15 protein-coding genes are annotated in these 18491 nt (G+C 49.1%); 11 read left to right on the top strand and 4 right to left on the bottom strand.

From position 1 onward, the window contains the following. Window positions 1–636 precede the first annotated feature (636 nt). A complete protein-coding gene (locus M2134_RS03120) occupies window positions 637–3735 on the top strand; it encodes a SusC/RagA family TonB-linked outer membrane protein (protein ID WP_280750180.1) in 3099 nt (1032 codons plus the stop codon). A 5-nt stretch (window positions 3736–3740) separates the two neighbouring features. Continuing rightward, complete coding sequence (locus M2134_RS03115) at window positions 3741–5366, top strand: SusD/RagB family nutrient-binding outer membrane lipoprotein (RefSeq protein WP_280750181.1); 1626 nt, start codon at window positions 3741–3743, stop codon at window positions 5364–5366. Window positions 5367–5380: 14 nt separating this feature from the next. On the opposite strand, the gene M2134_RS03110 is transcribed toward M2134_RS03115, so the two are convergent. Then, the gene (locus tag M2134_RS03110) at window positions 5381–5857 is read right to left on the bottom strand and encodes a cytidine deaminase (RefSeq protein WP_280750182.1); all 477 of its coding nucleotides are present in this window, start codon (window positions 5855–5857) and stop codon (window positions 5381–5383) included. Window positions 5858–5947: 90 nt separating this feature from the next. Between M2134_RS03110 and M2134_RS03105 the strand changes: the two genes are divergently transcribed. The 7 genes from M2134_RS03105 to lpxA all read left to right on the top strand — a co-directional run bounded on the left by M2134_RS03105 (window position 5948) and on the right by lpxA (window position 13415). Continuing rightward, complete coding sequence (locus tag M2134_RS03105) at window positions 5948–6865, top strand: glucosaminidase domain-containing protein (protein ID WP_280750183.1); 918 nt, start codon at window positions 5948–5950, stop codon at window positions 6863–6865. A gap of 109 nt (window positions 6866–6974) precedes the next feature. Next, a complete protein-coding gene (locus tag M2134_RS03100; protein ID WP_280750184.1) occupies window positions 6975–8141 on the top strand; it encodes an AIR synthase related protein in 1167 nt (388 codons plus the stop codon). A gap of 10 nt (window positions 8142–8151) precedes the next feature. Beyond that, on the top strand, window positions 8152–9237 hold the full coding sequence (gene prfA / locus M2134_RS03095) for a peptide chain release factor 1 (RefSeq protein WP_280750185.1): 1086 nt from the start codon (window positions 8152–8154) through the stop codon (window positions 9235–9237). Window positions 9238–9254: 17 nt separating this feature from the next. Continuing rightward, the gene (gene pyrF / locus M2134_RS03090; protein WP_280750186.1) at window positions 9255–10097 is read left to right on the top strand and encodes an orotidine-5'-phosphate decarboxylase; all 843 of its coding nucleotides are present in this window, start codon (window positions 9255–9257) and stop codon (window positions 10095–10097) included. An 88-nt stretch (window positions 10098–10185) separates the two neighbouring features. After that, a complete protein-coding gene (lpxD, locus tag M2134_RS03085; protein ID WP_280750187.1) occupies window positions 10186–11229 on the top strand; it encodes a UDP-3-O-(3-hydroxymyristoyl)glucosamine N-acyltransferase in 1044 nt (347 codons plus the stop codon). A gap of 7 nt (window positions 11230–11236) precedes the next feature. After that, window positions 11237–12622 carry a bifunctional UDP-3-O-[3-hydroxymyristoyl] N-acetylglucosamine deacetylase/3-hydroxyacyl-ACP dehydratase gene (locus M2134_RS03080; RefSeq protein WP_280750188.1) on the top strand — a complete coding sequence of 462 codons (1386 nt, stop codon included), beginning with the start codon at window positions 11237–11239 and terminating at the stop codon, window positions 12620–12622. Window positions 12623–12632: 10 nt separating this feature from the next. Further along, complete coding sequence (lpxA, locus tag M2134_RS03075) at window positions 12633–13415, top strand: acyl-ACP--UDP-N-acetylglucosamine O-acyltransferase (protein ID WP_280750189.1); 783 nt, start codon at window positions 12633–12635, stop codon at window positions 13413–13415. Here lpxA and lptB read toward each other — a convergent pair. Then, a complete protein-coding gene (lptB, locus tag M2134_RS03070; RefSeq protein WP_280750190.1) occupies window positions 13412–14173 on the bottom strand; it encodes an LPS export ABC transporter ATP-binding protein in 762 nt (253 codons plus the stop codon). The two genes, lpxA and lptB, sit on opposite strands and share 4 nt — an antisense overlap. Window positions 14174–14290: 117 nt before the next feature. Between lptB and M2134_RS03065 the strand changes: the two genes are divergently transcribed. Further along, window positions 14291–15070 (top strand): radical SAM protein, encoded by a 780-nt coding sequence (locus tag M2134_RS03065; RefSeq protein ID WP_280750191.1) that lies wholly within the window; start codon window positions 14291–14293, stop codon window positions 15068–15070. Here M2134_RS03065 and sulP read toward each other — a convergent pair. Then, window positions 15041–16744, bottom strand: coding sequence for a sulfate permease (sulP, locus tag M2134_RS03060; protein ID WP_280750192.1), 1704 nt, complete (start codon window positions 16742–16744; stop codon window positions 15041–15043). The genes M2134_RS03065 and sulP overlap by 30 nt on opposite strands. A gap of 244 nt (window positions 16745–16988) precedes the next feature. On the opposite strand from sulP, the gene rbr reads away from it, so the two are divergent. Beyond that, a complete protein-coding gene (rbr, locus tag M2134_RS03055; protein WP_280750193.1) occupies window positions 16989–17570 on the top strand; it encodes a rubrerythrin in 582 nt (193 codons plus the stop codon). 60 nt (window positions 17571–17630) lie between these two features. On the opposite strand, the gene M2134_RS03050 is transcribed toward rbr, so the two are convergent. Further along, window positions 17631–18422 (bottom strand): gluconate 5-dehydrogenase, encoded by a 792-nt coding sequence (locus tag M2134_RS03050; RefSeq protein ID WP_280750194.1) that lies wholly within the window; start codon window positions 18420–18422, stop codon window positions 17631–17633. Between the last annotated feature and the right edge of the window lie 69 nt (window positions 18423–18491).

Genomic DNA, 18491 nt, shown 5'->3' with positions numbered 1-18491 from the left:
AATGGGTTCAACCCTCTTCGGGGTTGCTTGTAGAGTAGACCTTGTCTATCTGCCTACCACGGGTTTGCTTCGCTACACCCGCGGTTACGAATAGGAAATCCCTGCGGGATTTATATGAAAATCTTCCAATTTTGTAATATTGGAAGGTGGGGATCGCGCCGCAGGCGTGAGATTATGCATAACCGTATGCAAGCGTAGCGCAGCTTACGGTATAGCGACTACCTAGCAATCAAGCGCCGCAGGTGCGAGATCTGTCATAATCCCGCCCCATGCGGGGCTTTTTATATAGATGATTCACTACCGTAAGCTGCGCTACGCTTGCATACGGTTATGCATAATCTCACGCCTGCGGCGTGCTTTTCCACAAACCTTCCCGTCTTCTCCCTTTCTCCCTTTCTCCCTTCTCCTTTCTCCTTCCTCTTTTCTCCTTTTTGAAGATTCTCAGATGACTCACAATTTATGATCAACTATTACCTCTCCTCCGGAAAACAAACATATTTCAGACATATTTCAAACACCAGGCAAACAAAAGTCTCTTTTTTTTGTTTCTTTATGTGTAGAATATATCTACATTTGACGATTAAGAGAGAAAAGGGTAATTCACGACATAAATTAGATATTTCAAAGTAATTAGAGATGAGGTGCATAGGTAGATCTCTCTTGCTTTTATTTTTGTTTCTGTTTCCTTTCATCATTGAAAAAACATATGCTATAGATTATGCAATCGATGATCCGGTAAAGACGCAAGAAAAAATCAAGATAGTAGGGGTAGTTGTTGACCAGGCAGGCGAAGCTTTGCCCGGAGCTAATGTAGTAGAAAAGGGTACACTGATGGGAACGACAACGGATGCGGATGGGTCGTTTTCGATTTCGACCGTGTCGAATGCCACGTTGGTGGTTTCGTTTGTTGGTTTTGTAACACAGGAGGTCCCTGTGGATAATCGTTTGTATATACGGGTTGAACTGACGGAAGATGAGTTGATGCTCGAAAACGTGGTGGTGACAGCTTTGGGACTTAAGAAAAACGAGTCCGAACTGACCTACGCCATCAAACAGGTGAGTGGCGAGGAGCTGACCCGGGTGAAAGATGCCAACCTGATGAACTCGCTGACAGGCAAGGTGGCCGGTATGCAGGTGAATAAGACATCCGGCGGACTGGGCTCTTCTTCGAAGGTGATCCTCCGCGGCATACGTTCGGTGGTGGGTAATAATCAACCGCTGTATGTGATCGACGGTATTCCGGTATTGAACACCTCCAACGAACAGGCGGCAACGGCCGTGGGAGGAACAGCCGACGCCGGCAACCGTGACGGGGGCGATGGTATCTCCAATCTGAATCCAGAAGATATAGCCAGTGTGAGTGTATTGAAAGGGGCACCAGCCGCAGCCCTGTATGGCAGCCAGGCAGCCAATGGGGTGATCCTGATCACCACCAAGACCGGGCGTTCGGATCAACGCAAAATCACCTTTACCTCTAATCTTACCTTCGACCGCGCCTTTGCCCTGCCGAAGTTTCAGAACAGCTACGGGGTGAGCGACGGTGTGTATAGCTGGGGCAAGAAAGAGGATATGCCGGCGTATGATCATGTCGGTGACTTCTACGAAACCGGGGTGTTGGCGATCAATTCATTGTCGGTCAGCGCGGGGAATGAACGGTTTCAGACCTATTTCTCCTACGCGAATACGAGCGGAAAAGGCATTACGGATCATAATAATATAAATAAACACAACCTGAACTTCCGCGAAACAGCGAATCTTTTCGAGGGGCGACTGAAGCTTGACGGTAACGTCACGCTCTTCTCGCAGGAACTGAAAAACCGCAATCCGGTGGGTGGATTCTATATGAACCCATTGGTCGGGCTCTATCGTTTCCCCCGGGGTATGGATATGACGCCTTACCGGGAAGGGTTTGAAGTATGGGATCCGACACGTAATCTCTCGGTGCAGAACTGGCATTCCGACATACAGGACTTTGAACAGAATCCCTATTGGGTATTGAACCGCATCAAGAGCAAAGATGTGCGCACCCGTGTGATTGCCGCTGTTTCGGCCGATCTGAAGGTGAACGACTGGTTTACGCTCAAAGCGCGCGGCAGCGTCGACAATGTGAACGACCGGGTACGGCAGCAATTCTACGCCTCTACCGCTCCGGCACTCTCGGGTGCGAACGGCCGTTATGTGGAGATGACCTACGGCGAAACGATGTATTACGGCGATATCCTGGGAACATTCAATAAAAAATTCGACCGTTTCTCCCTGAGTGGGGCGATCGGTGCCAGCATAAACGATAAAACGGTCAATTCATTGCGTTACGACTCGAAGACCGCTTCGCTGAAGTATGCCAATGTATTCAATATTGCCAATATCAATATGAACGGCTCGGCTTACATCAGCCAGCAGATCGATGCCCGCCGGCAGATGCAGTCGGTGTTCGGAACAGCGCAGCTGGGCTACCGTGAGAGCCTCTTCCTGGATGTGACGGCGCGCAACGACTGGTCGTCGACCCTTGCCTTTACGCCGCATGAACATTCGGGTTTCTTCTATCCCTCGTTCGGAGGATCCTGGATCCTGAACAAGAGCCTGTCGCTCCCTTCCTGGATCTCCTTCTCGAAGGTGAGAGCCGTATGGAGCAAGGTGGGGAACGATATCCCCCTCTATATCACCAATCCGGTGGCTCACGTGACAGCCGGTGGTGAGATCGAACCGGTGGATGCCGCTCCTTTCGAAGATATGAAACCGGAAATGACCACCTCTATCGAATTGGGAACGGAATGGAAGTTCTTAGATAGCCGCTTGAATCTGAGCGTGACCTGGTATAAAACCAATACACGCAACCAATTTTTCAAACTGCCTGCCCGTTCGGGCGATAAATATGCCTATCGTTATGTCAATGCCGGTGATATTCAGAACAGGGGATGGGAGGTTAATCTGACCGCTTTCCCGCTGGCGGATAACAAAATGACCTGGCGGAGCGAGGTGAACTTCTCGGCCAACCGCAATAAGGTATTGAAACTACATGATGAGCTACCGGTGTTCACCTACGGCCCGCAGGGCTTCTCATCGAGCTATGCCATGCGTTTGCGCGAGGGTGGATCGTTTGGTGATATCTACGGAAAAGCCTTTGCCCGCGATGAACAGGGGACTATTCTCTATGAGACAGAAGGCGAAAAGGCCGGTTTGCCGATTGTTGTCGGCGACGGAAACCTGGAGAAGGTGGGCAATGCCACGCCACTTTTTAACCTGAGCTGGAACAACTATTTCAATTATAAGAACTTCAGTTTCTCCTTCCTGATCGATAGCCGTGTGGGGGGCGAGGTGCTTTCCCAGACCTTTGCCGATATGGATCTCTACGGGGTGACGACGGCTACGGCGGAGGCGCGCGACAGAGGCTATGTGGAACTGGAAGGGCGGCAGATCGAGAATGTGGAAGGTTTCTACCGGAATATTGTCGGAGGCCGTGCCGGGGTGACGGAATATTATATGTATGATGCCACCAATATCCGTCTGCGCGAACTATCGATCGGCTATATCCTGCCTAAGAAATGGATGGAAGCCAGCCGGGTGTTCCAGGCGATGGAGGTCTCTTTTGTCGGACGCAACCTGTTTTTTATCTACAAAGACGCGCCGTTCGACCCGGAACTGGTACTCTCTACTGGGAACGATAATCAGGGAATAGAAGTATATGGTATGCCTACTACCCGTAGTATAGGCTTTAGTATAAAATGTGAATTTTAAGCGTTATGCGACAGTCGGCAGTATATATAGTTATGTTGGCGCTGGCAGGTTTTATCTCCTGCACAGGCGATTTCAAAGAGATCAATACAGACAACTCCGGTATGACGGAGGAGCAGATGCAGATCGATTTCAACTACCTGCGCATCCCGTTGGAGGTGGCTCAGCAGGGCATCTATTTCAATTACGATTTCGGAAAGGGCAAGAACTGGCCTTTCCAGATTATGCAGAACCTGAATGCCGATATGTTCAGCGGTTATATGCACGATTATAAGCCGCATAACGGCGGTTCGCATAACACCGACTACAACCTGCAGGACGGTTGGAACGGCACGAATTGGTTGTACACCTATTCGTACACGCTCCCCCAGTTGAAGAAATCCGAAGACTTCACCGCCAATGAATACCCGGTGATCCACGCGATCACCAAGATACTGAAGGTGGAAGCCATGCATCGCATTACCGATATCTATGGCCCGATCATCTATCGTTCGTTCGGACACGAGGGAGGCGACTATACACCCGATACGCAACAAGAGGCCTATACGGCTTTCTTTGAAGACCTGGATGCCGCCCTTGCCTTGCTTACGGCGAATGCAAACGATGAGGTGGCAGCGGCTATTCTGCCTAAATTCGATATCCTGCTCGACGGAACGATATCGGCCTGGGGCAGGTTTGCCAATTCACTCCGCATGCGTCTGGCCATCCGCATTGCCATGGCCGATCCGGAAAAAGCACGAACTGAATTCCTGAAATCGCAGAATCATCCGTTTGGCTGCCTGGAGGAGCCGCAACAACTGGTGACGGTGTCAACCAAAGGAGGTTATTCCAATCCGTTGGGTGAGATCAATCGTGTCTGGAACGAAGCGCAGATGAATGCCTCTATGGAGTCGATCCTCAATGGCTATGAAGACCCGCGGCGGGAATTGTTTTTCGAACCCTGCGAAGAGGATGTGGTCTTTGTCAACGACAAAGGGAAAGAACAACTCGTTCCCCTGAAAGGACAATACCGAGGCATACGGCAGGGATCCGGGTATTCCCACCTCTTGTTTGCCAATTATTCCAAGATTTATGTCAACCAGACGACCGATCCGATCCTGATGACGGCGGCCGAGGTGTGGTTCTTGCGTGCGGAAGCGGCGTTGCGAGGATGGACTGCGGAGAGTGCAGGCGACTGCTACCGGCAAGGTGTCTATACCTCTTTCCGTCAATGGGGCGCTGCCGGCGTAGACGAGTATCTGGAAAGGGATCATATTGGCGCCGATTATGTGGATCCTTTTGAGCCAATTAATAATATAGAGGCGCAATGTCGCGTCTCTCCCCGCTGGATCGAAACCGCGTCGCAGGAGGAAAAACTGGAAAAGGTCATCACGCAGAAGTGGCTAGCAATCTTTCCGGAAGGATGCGAAGCCTGGGCGGAACAGCGGCGTACGGGATATCCCCGTCTTTTCCCGGTGCGTGTAAACAACAGCAAAGGGGGCAGTATCGACACGCAGATTATGATCCGACGTTTGCCTTATCCCGGTGAAATGGCTCAACTAGATCCCCCACAATATGAAGCCCTATTGAAAGCCCTCGATGCGCCCGACCATGGCGGTACCCGTCTGTGGTGGGATAGAGGGGTGAATTTTTAAGCTGAATACTTTTCTTATCCCAATTCGTCTGCTGAAAAAGAGAGCGGGAGCAGGCTTTTAGCAGAAGTAATGATTTGTACCTTTTCCCGGCCACAAAGCAGGATGCGGATGGGGGAGTTGCCCCGTTTTTCATACTCCAACATCACCTGGCGGCAGTTGCCACAGGGAGCGATGCGTTCGGTCGGTTCCTCCTTTTTTAAGGCGATAATGGCGATGTCGCGTATAGGTACTTTGGGATAAAGAACGCCTGCCTGGGTCAGGGCGGCTACTTCGGCACACACACAAGAGGGCGATGCGGCATTCTCCTGGTTGCAGCCTGTTACCATTTTACCATTGGTCAACATCAAAGCGGCGCCTACATGGAAATGGGAATAGGGCGCATAGGCATTGCGAGCCGCGGCAATGGCTCTGTTCATAAGCTCTCGGTCTAAAGGCGACAATTCGGAAACCGGAATCTCCTCCAGTTTCATGTCTATTTTTATTTCTTTCATGGTGATAAGGATTATTTATATGAGCAAATATAAAGAATAAATTCAATAATCCTATCTTTGCAGGAACTAATTTACAGAAAGATAGTTGCTATGACAATAAAAAACCGTTCGTTTCTTTTTCTATTATTACTGTTGATTTCTACGGCTGCATTTGCTCAACGCAAAAACGCGTCTTATCAAAAATATATTGATAAATACAGTAGCCTGGCGGTCGAACATCAACGTAAATATGCCATTCCCGCCAGCATCACATTGGCGCAAGGCATCCTGGAGTCGGGTGCCGGGCAAAGCAAGCTGGCGCGCGAATCGAATAATCATTTCGGTATCAAATGCCACTCTGACTGGAAAGGGCAGCGATCTTATCACGACGATGACGCCCGCGGAGAATGTTTCCGCAAATACCGCAAGGTGGAAGATTCTTACGAAGACCATTCGCACTTTCTGGCGGATCGTCCGCGTTATGCCTCTCTTTTCAAACTGCGCATAACCGACTACAAAGCATGGGCACAGGGCTTGCAGAAATGCGGATACGCGACCGATAAAGCCTATGCCAATAAACTGATCAAGATGATCGAAGATTATGAATTGTATCGTTTCGATAGCGGGAAAGGCGTCAAGAAGGTCTCGGCAAAAGAGATCGAGAAACAGATTAAATCGGAACCGAAACACCGGCGAAGCGTGTATAAGACACATGGGTTGATCTATGTGCAGGCATTGAATAACGATAGCTTTGAGAAAATCGCATACGATCTGGACTTCAAAGTGAAAAACTTACGCAAATACAATGAGGTGCCGGAGGATTTCCCGTTACAGCCGGGTGATATTGTTTACTTGCAGAAAAAGAAAAAGAAGGCCGACAAGCCCTATTACGATCATGTGGTGGTGATTGGGGAGTCGATGCATAGCATTGCGCAACAATATGGCATACAGATAAAGAGCCTTTATAAGATGAATAAAAAGGATCCGGAGTATGTTCCGGCCGAAGGAGATGTACTGAAGCTACGCTGATAGAGGGAAAAATGACCATCTCTATAGCTGTATGAACCAAAGAATTATCAACTGTCGATTGTCAATTAGCAATTAATGACTTACCTTTGTCACCCAAAAACAGAAGGTAATGAGTGACAAACGTTATAATCAACGTGGAGTATCCGCTTCCAAAGAAGATGTACACAATGCGATAAAGAATATCGACAAGGGATTGTTCCCTTTCGCTTTCTGTAAGATTATCCCTGATATATTGGGCGGTGATCCTGATTATTGCAATATCATGCATGCGGATGGCGCGGGGACCAAATCCTCCCTGGCTTATATGTATTGGAAAGAGACAGGTGATCTCTCGGTATGGAAAGGCATTGCGCAGGACGCACTCATTATGAATATCGATGACCTGCTTTGCGTGGGGGCAACGGATAATATCCTGGTCTCATCTACGATTGGTCGCAACAAACACCTGATCACCGGCGAGGTGATCGCGGAGATTATCAACGGCACCGACGAACTATTGGCGGAACTGCGCGAATTGGGCTTCGGATGTTATCCTACCGGCGGGGAAACGGCCGATGTGGGCGACCTGGTGCGTACCATCATCGTCGACAGTACGGTGACCTGCCGTATGAAAAGAGCCGATGTGATCGACAATGCCCGTATTCAAGGCGGTGATGTGATTGTCGGACTGGCCTCCTACGGAAAGGCGACCTACGAAAAAGAATACAATAGCGGTATGGGAAGCAACGGGCTTACATCGGCACGCCATGATGTGTTTGCCAAGTACCTGACGCAGAAATACCCGGAAAGTTATGATAATGCAACTCCCGACGATCTGGTTTATTCAGGCAACCTGAAGTTGACCGATATGATCGAGGAGATAGGCATGACAGCCGGCAAGATGGTGTTGTCGCCGACCCGTACCTATGCCCCGGTAATCAAACAGTTGCTCGACAAACTACGTCCTGAGATTCACGGGATGGTGCATTGTTCGGGCGGGGCTCAGACGAAGGTGATGCATTTTGTACAAAACAAACGGGTGGTGAAGAACAACCTTTTCCCCATCCCACCGCTGTTCCGTATCATTCAGGAGCAGAGCGCGACAAGCTGGGATGAGATGTACAAGGTATTCAATATGGGACACCGCATGGAGATCTATCTTTCCGAAGAACATGCCGGGGAGGTGATCGATATAGCCCGTCAATTCGGTATTGAGGCGCAAATCGTAGGTTATGTCGAAGAGGCACCGGCGAACGAGCTGATCATTGAAAGCGAAAAGGGTCGCTTTGTTTATTGATAAAGAATAAATGGCTGATAACAGTTTATTACAAAGATTAGACGGACTGGTAAGCCGTTTCGAAGAGGTAAGTACATTGATTACTGACCCGGCAGTGATTGCCGACATGAAACGGTATGTCAAGCTGAATAAGGAATATCACGATCTAGAGAAGATCATCCAGGCAAGAGCAGAATATATCCGCAACCTGAATGGCGTGGAAGAGGCCCGGCAGCTATTGGACAGCGAGCAGGATCCCGAATTGCGCGAGATGGCCAAGGAGGAACTGGAAAACTGTACCCGGCGCATTCCGGAGCTGGAGGAGGAGATCAAATTGCTTTTGATCCCGGCCGATCCGGAAGATGGCAAGAACGCGATTCTGGAAATACGCGGAGGAACCGGTGGCGATGAAGCGGCGATCTTTGCCGGCGATCTGTTCCGGATGTATCTGAAATATTGCGAATCGAAAGGCTGGAAAACGGAGGTGACCAGCAGCAGCGAAGGCTCATCGGGTGGTTTCAAAGAAATCATCCTCAATGTAAGCGGTGATAATGTGTACGGAACGCTTAAATATGAGAGTGGCGTACACCGGGTGCAACGCATTCCGGCGACGGAAACACAAGGAAGGGTACACACATCGGCCGCATCGGTAGCCGTTCTTCCCGAAGCGGAAGAGGTGGATGTGGAGATCAATCCCGCCGACCTGGAGTTTCAAACCGCTCGTTCCAGTGGGGCTGGCGGACAGAACGTAAACAAGGTGGAAACGAAAGTGCAGCTTTATCACAAGCCTACCGGGATACAGATCCAATGCCAGGTGTCGCGTTCGCAGCTGGCCAACAAAGAGATGGCGTTGCAGATGCTTCGTACCCGTCTCTATGATATGAAAATGCAGGAACATCTGTCGGCCATTTCATCGAAAAGAAAAACGATGGTATCGACCGGTGACCGTTCGGCGAAGATCCGTACCTACAACTATCCGCAGGGACGTATTACGGATCATCGTATCAACTATACGATTTATAATCTTTCGGCATTTATGGATGGTGACATACAGGATTGTATCGATCACCTGATCGTAGCGGAAAATGCGGAGAGAATGAAAGAATCTGAACTTTAAAAAGCTCATTGGTTATTATGAACAAACAACAATTATTCGAAAACATACAACGGAAACAATCGTTTCTGTGCGTCGGTCTGGATACCGACCTGAAGAAAATACCGCAACATCTGTTGCAGGAAGCAGATCCGATCCTGTCGTTTAACAAAGCAATCATTGACGCGACGGCCGACTACTGTGTGGCCTACAAGCCGAACCTGGCCTTCTACGAAAGCCTGGGCACCAAAGGAATGCTTGCTTTTGAAGAGACAGTGCGCTATATACGGGAGAACTATCCCGATCAATTCATTATTGCGGATGCCAAACGCGGAGATATTGGTAATACCTCCGAGATGTACGCGCGTTCGTTCTTCGATCATGTCAAGGTGGATGCCGTTACGGTGGCTCCTTATATGGGCGAAGACAGTGTGAAGCCTTTCTTGGTGTATCCGGAGAGCTGGGTTATATTGCTGGCGCTGACCTCCAACAAAGGGTCGCAGGATTTCCAGTTTATGACGGATGCCAATGGTGAACGCCTGTTTGAAAAGGTATTGAAGAAGTCGCAGGAATGGGCGACAGACGAGCAGATGATGTATGTGGTGGGTGCGACCCAGGGCGAGATGTTCCTGGATATCCGTAAGTGTGCGCCCGATCATTTCCTGTTGGTACCCGGTGTTGGTGCGCAGGGAGGCAGCCTGGAAGAGGTGGCCCGCTACGGGATGAACGACCAATGCGGCTTGTTAGTGAATTCTTCTCGGGCGATTATCTATGCCGACCATACGGAAAATTTTGCGCGGGTGGCACGTGAAGCGGCGCGCGAAGTGCAACAGGAAATGGCCTTATATCTGCTTGATAAAGGAATAATTCTCCGCAAATCATAGGCGATACGGGGAATTTTTCTCATTTTTGCATTTTTGGTTACAATGAAAAGTTCGTAAAATTAGAGTGTAATTAATATATTTGACAGCAATGGAGTTTACTGCTCAACAAATCGCTGCTTTTTTAAAAGGTACAGTGGAAGGTGATCCGGAAGTAAAAGTGTGTACATTCTCAAAGATTGAAGAAGCCCGTTCCGGTTCGATTACCTTTCTGGCCAACCCCAAATACGCACATTACATTTATGAGACAGAGGCCAGCATCGTCCTTGTCAACCAGGATTTTGTGCCTGAGAAACCGATAAAAGCGACCCGGGTAAGGGTGGCCAATGCATATGCCTCCTTGGCCATGCTCTTGACTATGGTCGAACAGGCCAAGCCTAAGAAGATAGGAGTGGATGCGAACGCTTCTATTGCCGCGTCAGCCTCCTTGGGCGAAGATTGCTATGTGGGCAGTTTTGCTTATATCGGAGAAGGAGCAAAGATCGGTGCCGGCAGCAAAATATATCCGTTTGCCTATATCGGTGACAACGTGACGGTAGGAGACAACTGTATCGTCTACCCGCATGTGTCGGTGTATGCCGACTGCCGCATAGGCGATCGTTGCATTATACACTCCGGAGCCGTGATCGGTTCCGACGGTTTTGGCTTCGCTCCCGACGGGGAGAGCTACAATAAGATCCCTCAGGTGGGGAATGTCGTTTTGGAAGAGGATGTGGAGATCGGAGCTAATACGGCTATCGACCGTGCGGTGATGGGCTCGACCGTTATCCGCAAAGGAGTGAAACTGGATAACCTGATCCAGATTGCCCATAATGTAGAGATAGGCGAAAACACGGTGATGGCATCACAGGTGGGTATTGCCGGTTCTACCAAGGTAGGCAAACACTGTGTGTTTGGCGGACAGGTAGGTCTGGGCGGGCATATAACGATTGGCGACAATGTCAGTCTGGGGGCTCAGTCCGGAGTTATCAGCAACCTGAAAGCGGGATCAAACCTGATGGGTTCGCCCGCCATGGAGGTAAAGACCTTTTTCAAATCGAGCGCTGTGATGCGCCGCCTGCCGGATATTTATAAATCCTTAGGGGATATGCAGCGCGAGATAGAACAACTCAAAGAAAAACTAAACAATCAATAATAAGTATATGCAAAAACAAAAGACGCTTGCGAATAGTTTCTCTTTAGCAGGCAAAGGACTGCACTCAGGCTTGGATATTCAGATCACTTTCCATCCTGCACCGGAGAACCACGGATATAAGATCAAACGTGTCGATCTGGAAGGTCAGCCCGTTGTTGACGCCCTTGCCGAAAATGTTGTAAACACACAGCGTGGTACTGTTATTGCGAAAAACAATGTGCAGATAAGCACCATAGAGCATGCCATGGCAGCCTTATACGCGGCCGAAATCGATAATTGCCTGATCGAAGTGAACGCGCCGGAGTTCCCAATTCTGGATGGTAGCTCCATCTTCTTCACGGAAGCGATCGAAAAGGTGGGCGTCAAAGAGCAGGAAGCTCCGAAAGACTATTATATTGTCAAGCATAAGATAGAGGTTGTCGACGAGAAGACAGGCTCTTCATTGGTTATTCTTCCCGATGATAAATTCAGTCTGAATGTACTTATCTCATTCGACTCCCCCATATTATCCAATCAATATGCGACCCTGGACGACCTGAGCGAATTCCCGAAAGAGATGGCCGCCTCACGTACCTTTGTTTTTGTGCGCGAAGTGGAGGCTTTGTTGCAGAACAACCTGATCAAAGGGGGCGACCTGGATAACGCCATCGTTATCTACGATCAGAAAATCCCGCAGCAATCCCTGGATCAACTGGCCGATATGATGGGGCTTCCGCATAAGAATGTGCAGGAGATGGGCTATATCAATAACAAACCCCTTGTGTTTGTTAACGAACCGGCTCGCCATAAGTTGATCGACGTGATCGGCGATATCGCCCTGATCGGTAAGCCTATCCGCGGACGTATCATCGCGACACGCCCGGGGCATAAGATCAACAACCAGATGGCGCGTATGATCCGCAAAGAGATCAAATTGAATGATGTGCAGGCACCGGTCTACGATCCGAATACAACGCCTATTATGGATATTAACCGTATCCGTGAACTGTTGCCGCATCGTTATCCTTTCCTGTTGGTCGATAAGATCATCGAAGTAGGTAGCCGCCATATCGTGGGGGTTAAAAACATCACGACGAATGAGCCTTTCTTCACCGGGCATTTCCCGCAAGAGCCGGTTATGCCGGGGGTATTGCAGGTCGAAGCGATGGCACAGGTGGGTGGATTGCTGGTGCTCAGCTCTATTGAAGAGCCGGAACGCTATTCCACTTACTTTATGAAAATAGATAATGTGAAGTTCCGCCAGAAGGTGGTGCCGGGTGATACCCTTGTGCTCCGCCTGGAGATGATGAGCCCCATCCGCCGTGGCATATCTACGATGAAGGGCTATGCCTTCGTGGGCGAGAAGCTGGTGAGCGAAGCGGAATTTATGGCGCAAATAATAAAAAATAAATAATAATACAGATATGAGTATTTCACCTTTAGCTGTTGTTCATCCCGAAGCGAAGATTGGGGAGAATGTAACTATCGATCCTTTCGCTGTTATTGAGAAAGATGTTGTGATCGGCGATAATTGCCGTATTTACCCACATGCTACCATCTTAGACGGATCGCGTATCGGAAGTCATTGTTCTATATTCCCCGGAGCCGTTATCGGCGGTATTCCGCAGGATTTGAAGTTTGTAGGAGAGAAGACGACCGTAGAGATTGGCGATCACACCACCATTCGCGAATGTGTAACGATCAACCGCGGAACAAAAGCCAAAGAGAAAACCGTTGTCGGAAGCCACTGTCTGATTATGGCCTATTCGCATATTGCTCACGACTGTATTCTGAAAGATCATATCATCATTGGCAACGCGACCCAGCTGGCCGGTGAAGTAGAAGTAGACGATTACGCCATCATAAGCGGCGGAACCCTGGTACACCAATTCACCCGCATCTCATCGCACGTGATGATTCAGGGTGGCTCACGCGTAGGGAAAGATATTCCTCCGTACACCTTGATCGGTCGCGACCCGATCGTGTATTGCGGCATTAATATTGTTGGATTGCGTCGGCGCGGATTCACCAACGATCAGGTGTTTCTTATCCAGGATATCTACCGCACGCTGTACACACGCGGGCTCAATAACACACAAGCTATCCATAGCATAGAAACAGAGTATGAGCCGGGCGTAGAGCGCGACCTGATACTCAATTTTATTAAATCTTCAGAGAGAGGTATCGTAAGAGGGTCTATTGATTAGCCCTCTTTCTCGAACTCTTTTTTCCGTAAGACGAAGTCCTTACCCAGGTATTTCTCACGAACGATTTCATTCTCGGCCAGTTGTTCGGCCGATCCCTGGAATAGAACCTTTCCTTCAAACAACAGATAGGCACGATCACAAATGCTCAGTGTCTCGTATACGTTGTGGTCGGTAATCAGGATACCGATGTTCTTATGCTTCAACTGTGCCACAATCATTTGAATATCCTGCACGGCAATGGGGTCGACACCGGCAAACGGTTCGTCGAGCATAATGAATTTCGGGTCGATGGCCAAGCAACGGGCAATCTCCGCGCGACGACGCTCACCTCCCGATAGCTGGTCGCCCAGGTTACGCCGTACTTTATGCAGCCCAAATTCGGCAATCAGGCTTTCCAGTTTGTCTTTCTGGTAGTCCAGCGGTTTGTCGGTCATCTCCAATACCGAGCGGATATTGTCTTCCACCGTCATCTTACGGAAAATAGAAGCCTCCTGTGCCAGGTAACCGATCCCGTTACGGGCACGTTTATAGACCGGGAACTTGGTGATCTCCATATCGTTCAGGAATATCTTCCCTTCATTGGGTGTTACCAGCCCAACTGTCATATAAAACGTTGTCGTCTTACCGGCTCCATTGGGACCCAGCAGACCAACAATCTCACCCTGTTTCACATTAATGGAAACATGATTTACCACCGTTCTTGTCCGATATTTCTTTACCAGATCCTCTGTGCGGAGAATCATCTGTTCATTTTCCATATCCATTATAGATTTGATGCAAAGAAACAAAAAACTAATGAACTTTGCACAGAGTTTTGTACCTTTAGCAGCTACTTTGTTTGAAATAGTAGCGTAAAAGCGTCATAATTAAACGATATGTCTACGATCCTTTTTGATAGTCCTGTCTTTGGACCGATACACAGCCGTCGGCTGGGTGTTTCCCTCGGGGTTAATCTATTGCCCGCGGATGGGAAGTTATGTTCCTTCAATTGTATCTATTGCGAATGCGGCTTGAATGAAGAGCGCCGAACACGTTCGAAGATGCCAACGCGCGAAGCTGTGCGTGAGGCCTTGGAGAAGAAACTATTACAGATGCAAATAGAAGGCGTTTGCCCGGATGTGATCACCTTTGCGGGGAATGGGGAGCCGACGGTGCATCCTGAATTCGGCGCGATCATCGACGATACGATCGCTTTGCGCAATGCCTATTGCGGGAAGGCGAAGATCGCTGTTCTCTCCAACGCCACGATGATCGACCGCCCGGATGTGTTCGAAGCATTGAATAAGATCGAAGATAACATTCTGAAGTTCGACTCTGTCCTCGACAGCCGCATCCGCCAGTTGGATGTGCCTAATGCGCCCTCTTTTACCTTTGCCTGGCTGTTGGAACACCTGAAGCGTTTCCGTGGGAATCTGATTATTCAAACGATGTTTATCCGGGGCGAACACAACGGAGAGTCCATCGATAATACCACTGAAGAGGAGATCGCAGGCTGGCTCGAAGCCCTGCAACAGATCGATCCCCGGCAGGTGATGATCTACACCATCGACCGGGAAACTCCTGTGAAAGGCTTAAGAAAGGTCTCGAAAGAGGATCTGGAAGCGATTGCCGACCGGGCGCGCCGGTTAGGCTTCGACGTGAGTGTCTCCGCTTGAAACGACCCGTTCTCCGGCTTTGAGAACTGCCTCATTGATATTGCTGCAGATATTCTCTTTGCCTATCTTCTCGGCAAAACCGGATTTGATCAATAGGTTGCGTACCGTATCGTTTACCCCTGACAGGATCAGTTGAATCTCTTCCGCTTGGGAGAGGCGTAACAAGCTCTCCAGGTTATGCAGCCCCGTGGAGTCCATAAAGGGTACCTTACGCATACGGAAGATACGCACCTGCGGCTTGTCGCCCACACGCTGCATCACACTCTCGAACTTATTGGCTATACCAAAGAAGAACGGACCGTCGATCTCATACACTTCAACGCCTTGCGGCAGAACTAGTGTCTCCTCTTCCACCGCCACTTCGCTGCCTTCCGAGAGGTCGATCTGGTCAGTGGTGACAGAGATTTTTGTCGTTTCCGTCACGCGTGTCATAAAGATAAACATGGCAATCAACAATCCAATCTCGATCGCGATCGTCAGGTCGAATATCACGGTCAGGAAGAAGGTGACCAATAGTACCGCCACGTCGCCTTTCGGGTTCTTCATCAGCGAACGGAAGGTGCGCCACTCACTCATATTATAGGAGACAATGATCAGTACCCCCGCCAGGCAGGCCATGGGGATATGTTTTGTCAACGGGCCGAGAAACAAGAGGATCAACAACAAGACCACCGCGTGGATAATGCCGGCCACAGGCGTGCGACCGCCATTATTGATATTGGTCATCGTGCGCGCGATGGCTCCGGTAACGGGGATCCCGCCAAACAAGGGCACCACGATATTGGCAGCACCCTGGGCAATCAGTTCCGTGTTGGAATTATGTTTGTCGCCGGTCACCCCATCCGCTACGGTGGCCGAGAGCAGCGATTCGATCGCTCCCAGCATGGCAATGGTAAAGGCGGAGGGCAATAGACGGTTGATTGTCTCCAGGTTGAATGAGAAGCCTTCCGGCGTCGGCAGGGCAGCGTTGATGACGAAGCGGTCGCCAATCGTTTCAATCACGGTTATTCCTGCGTAATTGCGAAGCACAAAAACAATCAGCGTCATGACGATAATCGCCACCAGCGACCCGGGTACCTTACGGGAGATACGCGGCGTATAGACGATAATCAGGATACTCAATAGCCCGATAAGCAACGCCCACCAGTTGATGGTGTCGATATGTTGGAAATAAACCACCCATTTAGAGAGGAAATCGGCCGGCACTTTCTCGATCGAGAGGCCGAAGAGGTCTTTCATCTGCGTGGCGAAAATTGTCAGGGCAATACCGCTGGTGAAACCGACAACGATCGGGTAGGGGATGAATTTGATCACCGTTCCGAGCTTTAATACCCCCATCAATACCAGCATGATACCGGCAATCACCGTGGCAATGGCCAATCCTTCTACGCCGAAGTTCTGGATAATGCCGTACACAATCACGATAAACGCACCGGTCGGTCCGCCAATCTGCACATTGCTTCCGCCGAGAAAAGAGACAATGAAGCCACCGATGATGGCAGTAAACAAGCCTCTTTCAGGGCTTACACCCGAGGCGATACCAAAGGCAATCGCCAGAGGCAGCGCTACGATACCTACGATAATACCGGCCATGAGGTCGGCCATAAACTTTTCTTTCGAATAGTTTCGAAGAGCTGTGAAAAGTTTGGGCTGAAAATCAAATTTCTTTTCCACTTTGACTGTTTTCTTATCTGTTTCAAATCAAGACTGCAAAGGTAAAAATAAAACCAGATGTAAACATTCCTGCCGCTTTAATAGTTATTATATAGGTAGGGAATGGAGGCTATATAAACAATATTTATAAGTCGATAGATTCTATTTAGCATATAATTTGACCTCTTTCGCCAAGAAATACCTACTTTTGAAATGACAATTATGCTTATATAAAACATTATCTTACATAAAAATGAATCAAATCATGGAAAAAAGTATCAAAGGAACACGTACAGAACAAAACTTGTTGAAAGCATTTGCCGGTGAGTCACAGGCAAGAACACGTTACACCTTCTTTGCCAGCGTGGCAAAAAAAGAGGGATATGAGCAGATCGCAGGCGTATTTATGGAAACAGCCGAACAGGAAAAGGAACACGCCAAACGCTTTTTCAAATTCCTCGAAGGGGGTATGGTAGAGATTACCGCTTCATATCCTGCAGGACGCATCGGTACAACGGCAGAAAACCTCTTGGCAGCAGCCGAAGGCGAACTGGAAGAATGGGACGAATTGTATCCCGAATTTGCCGCGATAGCCGAAGAAGAAGGCTTCAAACAGATCGCAATAGCTTTCCGTATGATTGCCAAGGTGGAGGTAGAACACGAGATACGTTACCGTCAGCTGTTGGAAAATATTGAATTGAATAAGGTGTTTGAAAAGGACGAAGCCATCAAGTGGCAATGCCGCAACTGCGGATATGTGCACGAAGGCAAGAGCGCCCCGCAGAAATGCCCGGCATGCGAACACCCACAGGCTTTCTTTGAGCCGATGAAAGAGAATTATGCGTAATAAAAAAAGCTACCCTTCGGGGTAGCTTTTTTATTAGAAGTTAAGAATTCGCTACGCGACTTACGGTTGCTTTCCGATATAAGCCAGAATACCTCCGTCTACATAGAGGATATGTCCATTCACAAAGTCGGATGCTTCAGACGCTAAGAACACAGCCGGTCCGGCCAGGTCTTCCGGATTTCCCCAACGGGCAGCTGGTGTCTTGGCAATAATGAACGAGTCAAACGGATGGCGTGAGCCGTCGGCTTGTTTTTCGCGAAGCGGAGCGGTCTGCGGAGTAGCGATATAACCCGGGCCGATACCATTACACTGGATGTTGTATTCGCCATATTCCGAAGCAATATTGCGGGTAAGCATTTTCAAACCACCCTTGGCTGCGGCGTAAGCAGAAACGGTTTCGCGTCCCAATTCACTCATCATCGAGCAGATATTGATAATCTTTCCGGCTCCCTTCTTGATCATGCTGGGGATAACCGCTTTGGCTACGATAAACGGCCCGTTCAGGTCGATATCGATCACCTGACGGAAGTCGGCTGCCGACATTTCGATCATCGGAATACGTTTGATTATACCTGCGTTATTCACTAAGATATCGATCACACCTACCTCTTTTTCGATCTGCGCCACCATGGCGTAAACACCCTCTTCGTTGGTTACGTCGCACACATAACCGTGGGCTTTGATCCCTTTTTCTGTGTAAGCGGCCAAGCCTTTGTTGACCATATCCTGGTTGATGTCGTTAAAAACAATGGTTGCACCTGCTTCTGACAATGCAGAAGCGATCGCGAAGCCGATACCATATGAAGCACCGGTTACCAAGGCTATTTTGCCTTCTAATGAAAAATTTGCCATCTTATTTCTAATTATGAATTATGAATTATGAATTATGATGGCCGGAAACACCTCATAATTCATAATTCA

The sequence above is a fragment of the Parabacteroides sp. PM6-13 genome, from assembly GCF_029892605.1.
In the GTDB taxonomy this organism is placed as follows: Bacteria; Bacteroidota; Bacteroidia; order Bacteroidales; family Tannerellaceae; genus QVMG01.
Note: the sequence above shows the minus strand (reverse complement) of the source record. Positions and strands in the feature narration are given on the sequence as shown.